The organism is Ancylobacter sp. FA202 (assembly GCF_000380205.1).
In the GTDB taxonomy this organism is placed as follows: domain Bacteria; phylum Pseudomonadota; class Alphaproteobacteria; order Rhizobiales; family Xanthobacteraceae; genus Ancylobacter.
In genome coordinates, this window is sequence record NZ_KB904818.1 from 4,520,274 (window position 1) to 4,532,289 (window position 12,016).

General features: G+C 66.4%; 10 protein-coding genes. 5 read left to right on the plus strand and 5 right to left on the minus strand.

The window, feature by feature from the left end; genetic code table 11:
* The first annotated feature begins 94 nt into the window (after positions 1 to 94).
* Genes lepB through parC form a run of 5 tightly spaced genes read left to right on the plus strand, consistent with a single transcriptional unit; the run spans position 95 to position 5,552 of the window.
* Positions 95 to 850 (plus strand): signal peptidase I, encoded by a 756-nt coding sequence (gene lepB / locus A3M1_RS0121015; protein WP_018390963.1) that lies wholly within the window; start codon positions 95 to 97, stop codon positions 848 to 850.
* On the plus strand, positions 847 to 1,566 hold the full coding sequence (gene rnc, locus A3M1_RS0121020) for a ribonuclease III (protein ID WP_018390964.1): 720 nt from the start codon (positions 847 to 849) through the stop codon (positions 1,564 to 1,566). Before lepB ends, rnc begins: the two co-directional genes overlap by 4 nt.
* The gene (gene era, locus A3M1_RS0121025) at positions 1,563 to 2,522 is read left to right on the plus strand and encodes a GTPase Era (RefSeq protein ID WP_018390965.1); all 960 of its coding nucleotides are present in this window, start codon (positions 1,563 to 1,565) and stop codon (positions 2,520 to 2,522) included. Before rnc ends, era begins: the two co-directional genes overlap by 4 nt.
* 9 nt (positions 2,523 to 2,531) lie before the next feature.
* Entirely contained in the window at positions 2,532 to 3,260 is a 729-nt protein-coding gene (recO, locus tag A3M1_RS0121030; protein ID WP_018390966.1) for a DNA repair protein RecO, read from the plus strand.
* Between the two features lie 57 nt (positions 3,261 to 3,317).
* Complete coding sequence (gene parC, locus A3M1_RS0121035; protein ID WP_018390967.1) at positions 3,318 to 5,552, plus strand: DNA topoisomerase IV subunit A; 2,235 nt, start codon at positions 3,318 to 3,320, stop codon at positions 5,550 to 5,552.
* A 301-nt stretch (positions 5,553 to 5,853) separates the two neighbouring features.
* On the opposite strand, the gene A3M1_RS0121040 is transcribed toward parC, so the two are convergent.
* From A3M1_RS0121040 to A3M1_RS0121060, 5 genes are all read right to left on the minus strand, one after another.
* Positions 5,854 to 7,920: a PhoX family phosphatase gene (locus A3M1_RS0121040; protein ID WP_018390968.1), complete on the minus strand. Its 2,067-nt coding sequence runs from the start codon at positions 7,918 to 7,920 to the stop codon at positions 5,854 to 5,856.
* Between the two features lie 129 nt (positions 7,921 to 8,049).
* The gene (locus A3M1_RS0121045) at positions 8,050 to 8,799 is read right to left on the minus strand and encodes an arginyltransferase (RefSeq protein WP_018390969.1); all 750 of its coding nucleotides are present in this window, start codon (positions 8,797 to 8,799) and stop codon (positions 8,050 to 8,052) included.
* 99 nt (positions 8,800 to 8,898) lie between these two features.
* Positions 8,899 to 9,414 carry an RDD family protein gene (locus A3M1_RS0121050; protein ID WP_018390970.1) on the minus strand — a complete coding sequence of 172 codons (516 nt, stop codon included), beginning with the start codon at positions 9,412 to 9,414 and terminating at the stop codon, positions 8,899 to 8,901.
* A gap of 102 nt (positions 9,415 to 9,516) precedes the next feature.
* Positions 9,517 to 10,743 (minus strand): threonine ammonia-lyase, encoded by a 1,227-nt coding sequence (locus A3M1_RS0121055; RefSeq protein WP_018390971.1) that lies wholly within the window; start codon positions 10,741 to 10,743, stop codon positions 9,517 to 9,519.
* Positions 10,744 to 10,751: 8 nt separating this feature from the next.
* On the minus strand, positions 10,752 to 12,011 hold the full coding sequence (locus A3M1_RS0121060; protein WP_245261803.1) for a branched-chain amino acid ABC transporter permease: 1,260 nt from the start codon (positions 12,009 to 12,011) through the stop codon (positions 10,752 to 10,754).
* Positions 12,012 to 12,016: the final 5 nt, after the last annotated feature.

Sequence of the window (12,016 nt, forward strand, 5' to 3'; positions counted from 1 at the left end):
GCGCGCGTTGCCGCCGCCGCACTGAGCGGCTATAGGAGCCGCACGGCCGCCTTGCGCGGCGCATGCCGTGCCGCTGAGCGCACCGGAAGGCAACATGACGTCCACCACCGAACCGAAGAAGCAGGAAGGTGGCCTCGGCGAAACCGTCAAGGTCATTCTCCAGGCGTTCCTGATCGCGCTGCTGATCCGCACCTTCCTGTTCCAGCCGTTCAACATCCCTTCCGGCTCGATGAAGGAGACGCTGCTTGTTGGCGACTACCTCTTCGTGTCGAAGTTCAGCTATGGCTACAGCCGCTTCTCGCTGCCGCTGTCGCCGCCGCTGTTCGACGGCCGCATCCTGGGCTCGACGCCCGATCGCGGCGACGTCGTGGTGTTCAAGCTGCCGCGCGACGAAAGCACGGACTATATCAAGCGCGTTATCGGCCTTCCCGGCGACGAGATCCAGATGATCGGCGGCCTGCTGCACATCAATGGCGTGCCGGTGAAGCGCGAGGATGCCGGCTACTGGATGGACGACGAGGGCAATGGCCGGGTGGAGCGCGTGAAGCGCTGGACCGAAACCCTTCCCAATGGGGTGAGCTACTACACGCTCGACCTCGTCGAGAACGGCTTCTACGACAATACCGACGTCTACAAGGTGCCGCCCGGCCATTATTTCATGATGGGCGACAACCGCGACAATTCCACCGACAGCCGCGTGCTCAGCCAGGTCGGCTATGTCCCCTATGAGAACCTGATCGGCCGCGCCCAGATCATCTTCTTCTCGGTGAAGGAAGGCGACGCGGCCTGGCAGTTCTGGAAGTGGCCGTGGACGGTGCGCTGGAACCGCCTCTTCTCCTTCGTGCGATGACGCGCGGCAAGAACCGCGTCCCCGACGACGCCGGCCTCGACGCACTGGAAAGCGCGCTCGGCCATGTCTTTGCCGACAGGGCCCATCTGCGCCTTGCGCTTACGCATATCTCGTCGGTGACGGGCGTGCAGGGCTCGCGGGCGCGCGTGCGCTCCTATCAGCGGCTGGAATTCCTCGGCGACCATGTGCTGGGTCTCGTGGTCTCCGACATGCTCTACCGCGCCTTCCCCCACGCCGAGGAGGGGGAACTCTCGCGCCGCCTCGCCGATCTCGTCTGCGAGGATGCCTGCGCCGAGGTGGCGCTCGCCATGGGCCTGGGCCCGCATCTGCGGCTCGGCGCCGGCGAGGAGCGTTCCGGCGGGCGCGAGCGCCCGGCCATTCTCGCCGACGTGGTTGAGGCCGTGCTGGCGGCGGTCTATCTCGATGCCGGCTATCCCGCCGCCGAGGCCATGGTCGATCGCTTCTGGCGCGCCCGGCTCGCCGTCCCCGGCAGTTCCGCCCGCGACCCCAAGACGGCGCTGCAGGAATGGGCGCAGGGGCGCGGATTGCCGCCGCCACATTACCGGCTGGTCGAGCGCTCCGGTCCCGATCATAATCCGGAGTTCCGGATCGCCGTCGACGTGCCGGGTTTCGAGCCGGTCGAGGCGACCGGCTCCTCCAAGCAGAACGCTCAGAAGATCGCCGCTGCGGCGTTTCTCCAACGGGTTACGCAATGAACGACATTATCGACGAGACACCCGAAGAGGGTCCTGACGCGGCCCCCGAGGCGGCACGCGAAAACACCCGCTGCGGCTTCGTCGCCCTCATCGGCACGCCCAATGCGGGCAAGTCGACGCTGACCAACACGCTGGTCGGCACCAAGGTCTCGATCGTCTCGCACAAGGTGCAGACCACCCGCTCGCTGGTGCGCGGCATCGCCATCGAGGGCGCGACGCAGATCGTGCTTGTCGACACCCCCGGCATCTTCGCGCCCAAGCGCCGGCTGGAGAAAGCCATGGTGCGCTCCGCCTGGAACGGCGCGGGCGATGCCGACGCCGTCGTGCTGCTCATTGACGCCCGCGCTGGGCTCAATGAGGAAGTCGAATCCATCATCCGCGGCCTCGCCGATGTGCGCCGCCCGCGCGCGATCCTGCTCAACAAGATCGACCTGGTGAAGCGCGAGAGCCTGCTGGAGCTCGCCGCCAAGGTGGCCGAACTCACCAGCTTCGACCGGCTGTTCATGGTGTCGGCTCTCGCCGGACATGGGCTGAAGGAGCTGCGCGCGTGGCTCGCACAGATCCTCCCCTTCGGGCCGTGGCTCTATCCCGAGGACCAGATCTCCGACGCGCCGATGCGCTCGCTGGCCGCCGAGATCACCCGCGAAAAGCTGTTCCACCGCCTGCACGAGGAACTGCCCTACCGCTCGACGGTTGAAACCGATTCCTGGCAGGAGCGCAAGGACGGCTCGGTCCGCATCGAGCAGACCATCTTTGTCGAGCGCGAAAGCCAGCGGAAGATTGTGCTCGGCAAGGGCGGCGACACGATCAAGGCGATCTCTATGGCCGCCCGCAAGGAACTGACCGAGATCGTCGAGGCGCCGGTCCACCTGTTCCTGTTCGTCAAGGTGCGCGAGAACTGGGCCGACGACCCGGCGCGCTACCGCGAAATGGGGCTGGATTTCCCGCAGGAGTGAGGCCGCCCGATGGAGTGGTCGGACGAGGGCATCATTCTCGGCGTGCGCCGCCACGGTGAGGCCAATGCCATCGTCGAAGTGATGACAGCCGGCCATGGTCGCCATCTCGGCCTGGTGCGGGGCGGCGGCTCGCGCCGGCAGGCGGCGGCGCTGCAGGCGGGCAATGGCGTGCGCGTGACCTGGCGCGCGCGTCTCGACGAGCAGCTCGGCGCCTACGCGCTGGAAGTGACGGCCGCGCATGCCGGCCGGCTGATGGCACAGGCCCATTCCGCCTTCGCGCTGAGCCATCTCGGCAGCCTCATCCGGCTGCTGCCCGAGCGCGATCCCCATCCCGTGCTGCACGGCCATCTGGCCACCATGATCGAGCATCTCCACCATGAGCGCCTGACCGGCATGATGATGGCTCGCTTTGAGCTGGCACTCCTGACCGAACTGGGATTTGGCCTGGATCTGGAGAGTTGCGCGGCCACCGGCGGGCGCAACGATCTGCTCTATGTCTCGCCCAAATCCGGCCGCGCGGTGAGCCGCGACGCCGGCGCGCCCTGGCAGGCGCAGCTTTTCACGCTGCCCTATTTCCTCATCAGCGAGGTTGCCGAGCCGCCGATGCCTGAGGATGTCGAGGCCGCCTTCGCGCTCACCGGCCATTTTCTGGCGCGGCGTGTTTTCGACCCGCGCGGCCTGCCGCTCCCCGATGCCCGCGCTTCGCTGCTGGCCGCGCTGAAACGGCCCGGTGGATAGCTTTGCGCGGGCGCGTTCGCGTCTTGTTCCCGCTCGCGCTTCGCGGTAGCACAGGGCATGGGTGAGCCACCGATTCCGACCGATGATGGCACGATCGAACCGATCGGCCTGAAGGCGGCGCTTGAAGAGCGCTACCTCGCCTATGCGCTGTCCACCATCATGCACCGGGCACTGCCGGATGCGCGCGACGGGCTGAAGCCCGTGCATCGCCGCATTCTCTATGGCATGCGGCTTCTGCGGCTCGACCCCGGCGGCGGTTTCCGCAAAAGCGCGAAGATCGTCGGCGACGTGATGGGCTCGTTCCATCCGCATGGCAACGCGGCGATCTACGACGCCATGGTCCGGCTCGCCCAGGACTTTTCCCAGCGCTACCCGCTGGTAGACGGGCAGGGCAATTTCGGCAATATCGACGGCGATAACGCTGCGGCCGAACGCTACACGGAGGCCCGGCTCACCGAAGTTGCACGGCTGATCCTCGACGGCATCGACGAGGACGCGGTCGATTTCCGCCCCAACTATGACGGCACGACGGAAGAACCCGTCGTCATGCCCGGCGCCTTCCCTAATCTGCTGGCGAATGGCTCGACGGGCATCGCCGTGGGCATGGCGACCTCGATCCCGCCGCACAACGCCGCCGAGTTGATCGACGCCAGCCTGCACCTGATCGACAACCCGCAAGCCACCACCGACGACCTGCTGGCCTTTGTGAAGGGGCCGGACTTCCCGACCGGCGGCGTCATCATCGAATCCCCGTCCTCGATCGCCGATGCCTATGCCACCGGGCGGGGCGGCTTCCGGCTGCGCGCGCGCTGGGAAAAGGAAGAGACCGGGCGCGGCACCTATGTGATCGTCGTCACCGAAATTCCCTATGGGGTGCCAAAGTCCCGTCTGGTCGAGAAGATCGCCGATCTGCTCAACGAGAAGAAGCTGCCGCTTCTTGCCGATGTTCGCGACGAGAGCGCCGAGGATGTGCGGCTGGTGCTCGAACCGCGCGCGCGAAACGTTGATGCCGAATTGCTGATGGAGAGCCTGTTCCGGCTCACCGAGCTGGAGACGCGCTTTCCGCTCAACATGAACGTGCTGGTCGGCGGACAGGTGCCCAAGGTCGTCAGCCTGCTGGAAGCGCTGCGCGAATGGGTCGACCATCGCCGCGAGGTGCTGCTGCGCCGCTCCCGCCACCGGCTCGGGGAAATCGAGCACCGGCTGGAGGTACTGGACGGCTACCTCATCGCCTATCTCAATCTCGACGAGGTGATCCGCATCATCCGCGAGGAGGATGAGCCGAAGCCCGCCTTGATCGCGCGGTTCGAGCTGACGGATGTGCAGGCCGAGGCCATCCTCAACATGCGCCTGCGCAGCCTGCGCAAGCTTGAGGAATTCGAGATCCGCAAGGAGCACGACGCGCTTTCCAAGGAGAAGGCGGGCATCGAAAAGCTGCTCGGCTCCGTGGCGCTGCAGTGGAAAAGGGTGGCCGGACAGCTGGCCGAAACCCGCAAGATGTTCGCGCCCGAGACCGCGCTCGGCCGTCGCCGCACCACCTTCGGCGAAGCCTCGGTGCACAAGGCGGATGCGGTCATCGAAGCGCTGGTTGAGCGCGAGCCGATTACCATTGTCGTGTCCGAGAAGGGCTGGATCCGGGCGCTGAAGGGCCATGTCGCCGATCTCACGGCGCTTGCCTTCAAGGGCGACGACCGGCTCAAGATCACCTTCTTCACCGAGACGACCGCCAAATTGCTGGTGTTCGCCACCAATGGCCGTTTCTACACGCTCGACGCCTCGAAGCTGCCGGGCGGGCGCGGCCATGGCGAGCCGCTGCGGCTGTCGATCGAGCTGGAGCAGGAAGCCGACATTCTCGACGTGCTGCCCTATCTCGGCGGGCGCCGGCTGCTGGTGGCGGCGAAGGAGGGACGGGGCTTCTTGGTCGCCGAGGACGATTGCCTCGCCAATACCCGCAAGGGCAAGCAGATACTGGGCGTCGACGCGCAGGACGCGGTGAAGGTGACGCCGGCGACCGGCGACAGCGTCGCGGTGATCGGCGAGAACCGCAAGCTGCTGGTCTTCCCGCTGACGCAGATCCCCGAGATGGCGCGCGGGCGCGGTGTGCGGCTGCAACGATACAAGGACGGCGCGATGAGTGACGTGAAGGTGTTCAGCGCCGCCGACGGCCTGACCTGGACCGACACGTCCGGCCGCACCTGGACCGTGACCGACCTAACCGAATGGCGCGGCGAGCGCGCCGGTGCCGGCCGCCTGCCGCCGAAGGGCTTTCCACGCAACAACAAGTTCGGCTGAGCAGTGCCCAGGGGATGAGGGCAGATTTATCCCTGCCCCTCTCCCGTTTCCCAGACCCCGGACGCCGGATAGGCGCGACGCTGCGCGCCGCGTTCCGGGCAGCGCTGCATCTCCCTCATGGCCGGGCTTGACCCGGCCACCCACGTCTTTAACCGGATGAATGCGGAAGGGCAGGATCCCTGGGTCACGCCCGGGGATGAGGGAAAGAAAGCGACGGGCGTCGCGAGGATCAGGCCAAGCCCCCTCTCCCCGTCGGGGAGAGGGGTAGGGTGAGGGGCTTCGCACGGCCGGGCCGGATGCCTCAGCTTCCGATCACGCCGCCATCCTTCTTGGTGATGACGACCACGGCCGGTCGCACCGGCATGTCGTCCTTGAAGTCCGGCCAGCGGGTGGACAGGTCCTCATAATAGGACGGACGGCCGAAGGGCGCCCAGTCGGTGCCGCCATCACCGGGGTGCTGCACGGCGACAAACGCGGTGCGGTCATCCTGCGTGAACAGCGGACCGCACATCTCGGCGCCCACCGGCACACGGAAGAACAGCTTCGAGGTCGCCCGCGCGCTGCCTTCGGTATCCACGGCCCAAAGCCCGTCCGTGCGCCCCGTATCCTTCGGGTTGTTGCCGTCGGTCGATACCCAGAGCCGGCCGGCGGTATCGACAGCGCAATTGTCGGGCATGCCGAACCAGCCATTGCGGGTGGTGTCGGTGGAGAAGGAGGCGCCCACCGCCGCGACGGAGGGATCGCCGCATTTCAGCAGCACTTCCCAGGTGCCCTTGGTCGCCGCGAAGTCGCCATCCGCCTCGGCGATCTCGATGATATGGCCGAAGGCGTTCTTGGCGCGGGGATTGGCGGCGTCGACCTGTTCGTCCTTGCGCCGGGTATTGTTGGTCAGCATCACATAGACCTTGCCGTTGACGCCGTTCGGCTGAATGTCCTCGGGGCGGTCCATCTTGGTGGCGCCGAGCAGGTCGGCGGCGCGGCGGGTCTCGATCAACACATCGGCCTGGCTGTCGAAGCCGTTGGCGGCGGTCAGCTGACCCTGGCCAAACACCAGCGGCAGCCATTCCAGCGCGCCACTGGAGTCGAACTTGGCGACATAGAGCGTGCCGGAATCCAGCAGGTCCATGTTGGCGGCGCGGTCATTCGGGTTGAACGTGCCCGAGGTGACGAATTTGTAGACATAGTCGAAGCGCTCGTCATCGCCGAGATAGAACACGACGCGCCCGTCCTTGGCGACGATCGATTCGGCGCCCTCATGCTTGAACCGGCCCATGGCGGTGCGCTTCTTCGGCACCGAAGTGGGGTCGTTCACATCCACCTCGACGATCCAACCGAAGCGGTTCGGCTCGTTCGGCACCTTGGCGAGGTCGAAGCGGTCGTAGATGTTGCCCCACTCATAGGAAGCTTCCGGCACGCCATAGCGCTTGTAGTTGGCGGCCTCCCGGTAGCCCTCGGGCAGCTTGCCGAGGAAATAGCCGTGGAAGTTCTCCTCGGCCATCACATAGGTGCCCCAGGGCGTGACACCGCCGGCGCAATTGTTGAGCGTGCCGATCACCTGGGTGCCGGTGGCGTCCGCCGCCGTCTTCAGCCGGTCGCTGCCGGCGGCCGGGCCGGTGATCTGCATCGGTGTGGTCGAGGTGATGCGGCGGTTCAGCTTGCCGTCGCGCACCACCTGCCATTTGCCGTCGACCTTGCGGATTTCGACGATGGTGCCGCCATGGGCCGCCATCTCGATATCCACCCGGGCCTTGTCCGCCGGCGCCACCTTCAGCTTGCCTTCGGCGACGCTGACGATGCCGGGGAACATCAGGTGCTCGTTGGTGTATTCGTGGTTCACCACCAGCAGGCCGTGCTCGGGCGAGCCATCGAGCGGGATGAAGCCGACATAGTCGTTATTGTAGCCGAACTGCCGGCGCTGGGCTTCCGCGCTCTGGTTCTTCGGGTCGAAGGTGGGCGAGTCGGGAAAGAGCGGGTCGCCCCAGCGCAGCAGCACTTCGGCGTCGTAACCTTCGGCGACATGGTGGGTCTCGTCGACCCCCGCCTCGACTTCGATGAAGTTGAAGGCCGAACCATTGGCGGCAGCGGTGCCGTCGCTGGCGGCGTGCGCCTTTTCCGCCGACATCAGTGCGGCCGGTCCGACGGTGGCGGCGATGGCGGAAACGGCGAGGGCGCCCTTGAGGAGGCCACGGCGGGAGAAGCGGACCGAGATCAGTTCACCCATGGTCGGGTTGAGCGTCGGATTGCTCCCGGCGCCGTCAGCCTCTTCCAGCAGGCTGGTGCGGAAGGGCGATACCTGATCGGCGGATTCCTGGTGGGCAGATTCCTGGTGGGCAGATTCCTGCGGCGGGCGATGAAGGTCGACGGTCATGGGGGGCTCCGGCAATCTGTCGCGCTCCGAGAGTTGGAAGCGTTCCAGTGTGCTACCCCTGCGACGTCACAGCCCTATGACGCACGGTCAGCCGGCAGTCGACAAAATGTCATGTGACGGCGCGACGACCTATTCCTCCACCCGCATCCAGCCCGCGGGCGCAAGGCGTTCCTGCGGCAGGAAGCGGCTCTTGTAGTTCATCTTGTCGGAGCCTTCGACCCAATAGCCGAGATAGACATAGGGCAGGCCCATGGCTTTCGCCTTAACGATATGGTCCAGGATCATGTAGGTGCCGAGCGAGCGGCCGGCCTGATCAGGATCGTAGAAGGAATAGACCATGGACAGGCCGTCGGCGAGAACGTCGGTCAGCGCCACGCCGTACAGCGGCCCCTGGCCCCTCCCGCTGACCGCCGATGCCGGCCCGTGACGGCGATATTCGATCAGCCGGGTGCGGACGTGGCTGTCCTCCACCATCATGGCGTAGTCGAGCACGGTCATGTCGGCCATGCCACCATCGGAATGCCGGCTGTCGAGATAGAGGCGGAATAGGGAATACTGCTCGGCGGTGGGGATCGCGGCGCGGATGTCGCCGATGAGATCGGCGTTGGCCTGGCGGACACGGCGGAAGCCGCGGGTCTCGCGAAAATCATCGACGCACACCCGCACCGAGACGCAGGCGCGGCACTGTTCGCAGGCGGGCCGATAGGCGATGGACTGGCTGCGCCGGAACCCGCCATGAGTCAGCACATCATTGAGCTGGGTGGCGCGCTCGCCCACCAGATGCGTGAACACCTTCCGCTCCGAACGCCCCGCCAGATAGGGGCAGGGCGAGGGGGCGGTCAGGTAGAATTGCGGTGTGTCGCGCGAATGTTCGGTCACGGCATGTTCACGTTGCGAATGGCTGAGGATCGCGCGCCCCGGGCCCGACGTCAAAGCCTTCGTTGACGCGGATCATTACGATCCGCAAACGCAGCGGGATCAGCGGTAGCCGCGCAGTTCGCCCGCCCGCTCGTCATTGTTGGTCACAACCGTGCCGATGATGAAGTCATGCGCCAGGCGTTTGCGTCGGTTGAGCAGGCCGATGATGGTGATGAACGGGGTGAAGACGCTCACCGACACCCAGAACAGCACGAGGCTGACAACCGCCAGCATGGGCGTCATCGGCGCTCCGTGCCACACCCGCATCTCGATTCCCATAGCGCGCATGCCGAGCGTCGCCGAGCGCGGTCCGCCGAGGGTGAGCCCGACATAGACCAGCGCCCACACAACATAGCCCGGCCCCAGCAGGCTGAACAGGAACCAGCCGAGCCCGAAGGTGAGGAAGCCGAAGATGAAAATCAGCAGCGCCGCCATACCGACGGGCACGCAAATGATCACCGTGTCGATGAGAAACGCCATGAACCGGCGGGAGAGCACGCCGCGAAAATACTCCGGTTCGACGAGCGGATCAAAGGCGTAGGGCCTCTCTTCCTCGCCATTGCGTGTATCGAACATGCCGGTCTCCTCCTGCCCCGTCAGGTGGGGGCACCCTCCGGCGCGGGCAAGGGCCCGCCCGCCCCGGCCAACCGCCGAAACGAACGCCCTCGTTCAATGATGCTAGCCAGCCGACTGCCAGTCGACCCGCACCACGTCCATGCCGTTCTCGATTAGCGCATGGTAGACCGTGTCGGCATGAGCGCGGTCGCGGGTCTCCACGGTCACGTCGAGCCGGGCGCCCTTGGCGTGCACGTCAAGGAAATGGCGCTTGTGCTCCACTTCAAGGATGTTCGCGCCGAGACCGCCGAGCAGGCTGGCGATGATGCCGAGTTCGCCCGGACGGTCGAGCATGGAGAAGCGGAACGAGACGATCCGCTCCTCGCGCTCGAGTTCGCGCATCATGATCGAGGCGACGATGCGCGGGTCGATATTCCCGCCCGACACCACCAGCCCTACCTTGCGGCCGCGGTAGCGGTCCGGGTCGGCGAGCAGCGCGGCGAGGCCAGCGGCGCCGGCGCCTTCCGCCAGCGTCTTCTGCTGGGTGAGGAACAGGTTCACTGCCCGCTCGATGGTCGGCTCGCCCACCAGCACCACGTCGGACACCAGTGCCGAGACCAGTTCGCGCGTCAGCGTGCCTGCCTGCTTCACCGCGATGCCTTCCGCCAGCGTCGCGCCCTCGCAGGGCAGGGACTGCTGGTGCAGGGCGTTCCACATCGAAGGGTAAAGCCGGGTCTCGACGCCGACGATCTCGATGTTCGGCCGCAGGTCACGCGCCGCCACCGCCATGCCGGATATCATGCCGCCACCGCCGACAGGCACCAGAAGGGCGTCGAGATCCGGCGCGTCCTCGAGCATCTCGGAGGCGATGGAACCCTGGCCGGCGATGACATGGCGGTCGTCATAGGGATGAACCCAGACGAGATGTTCGGAATGGGCGATGCGGTCGGCCTCTTCCGAAGCGTCGCCGACCGAATCGCCATGCAGCACAACCCGAGCGCCATGCGCCTCGGTGGCGGCGACCTTCACGATCGGCGTGAATTTCGGCATCACGATGGTGGCGCGAATACCGAGCCGAGCCGCGTGATAGGCGACCGCCTGCGCGTGATTGCCGGCCGACATGGCGACAACACCGGCGGCGCGTTCCTGGGCGGAGAGGCTGGCGAGCTTGTTCAGCGCGCCGCGCTCCTTGAAGCTGGCGGTGACCTGGAGGTTCTCGTATTTCACATAGACATGAGCGCCCGTAATCGCCGAGAGGCGCGGCGCCGGCAGGGTGGGCGTGCGCAGCACCGCGCCATCCAGCACCTTGCGTGCGGCGGCGACATCGGCGGGGGTTACGGGCAAGGTCATCGAACCACTCAGAATTCTCGCGGCGAAAGTGCCGCACGCTGAAAAAGGCCTCCCGGCCTCAGGACTAGAACGGCCGCCAGGAGCGAATAGATCACCACGTCGCGATAGCCGATATCGAAGGCCGACGACCACACGATTTCGACGCATGCAACGAGCGCAGCACCTAGCAAGGCGCCTGGTACTGAGCCAATGCCGCCAATAATAGCCGAAATCAAGGCTTTGAGCGTCATCGACATGCCGTCACCGGGCGTTATCGACCCATAGGCTACCACCATGGCCACTCCCGCAAGCCCCGCGCAGCCGCCCGCAAGCGCGAAAGTGGCGCCAACGAGGCGGGGAACCCGCACACCTGAGAGCGCCGCCATCAGCGGATCGTCGGCATAGGCGCGCCAGGAGCGGCCATATCCGGTAAAGCGGACGAGACCGAGCAGCAGCGAAATGCCGGTCAAGGTGAGGCCGGCGGCGAGGAATTGGGCCGGCGTCGCGGTGGCAATGAAGCCGTCCTGCCCGGCGATGTAAACCGGCCGGTTGACGAGGGCGGGCAGCCAGTTTTCCCGAAAAGGCGACGTGAGTCGGAATATCTCTGCCAGCACGATGGCGACGGCCAGCGTGGCGATAAGAACCGGCTGCGGCGAGCGGGCACGCGCAACAATGGGCACGATAACCGCACGCCCGATCACCCAGCTCAGCAGCGCCGCCCCGCCCATGCCCGCCAGAAGGGCCATCGCCAGCCCGGCCGGCCCAAGCCGCCCCGCCGCGCTGGCGAGGCTGACCGCCACGAGCATGTAGATGCCCCCGGCCACGGCGACCTCCCCGAAGGCGAGGTTGACCCGGCCATAAAGGCCATGCACCAAGGCAAAGCCGGTGGCGATGAGACCGTAGACACCCATCAGGACAAGGCCGCCGAGTGCCTGTTGCAGCCAATAGGCGCTGCGCGGGCTCAGGCGAAGGATCGGCGCGCCGCGCGCTTCGCCGCGCGCATCCTCCAGCCACCAGCGCTTGAGGATGTAGAGCTTCACTTCGCCCATCGGCGCGCCATCCTGGATCAGCGCGACAAGATTGAAACGGCCGGCACCCGTCTGGGCCGCGAACCGGCAGATCAATTCATGTGGCCCGCTGCCGCGGGATGAGCGCACGCGGTAGCGATAGCGCAATGCCGTGGCGTTATTCGGCACGGGTGCCAGCTGGCTCTCGACGATTTCCGCCGTCTCGTCATGGAGAGCAGGAGCCACAGCCCGGCAGAGGCGGGCCTGGTCGGCGTCGATCACCGAGC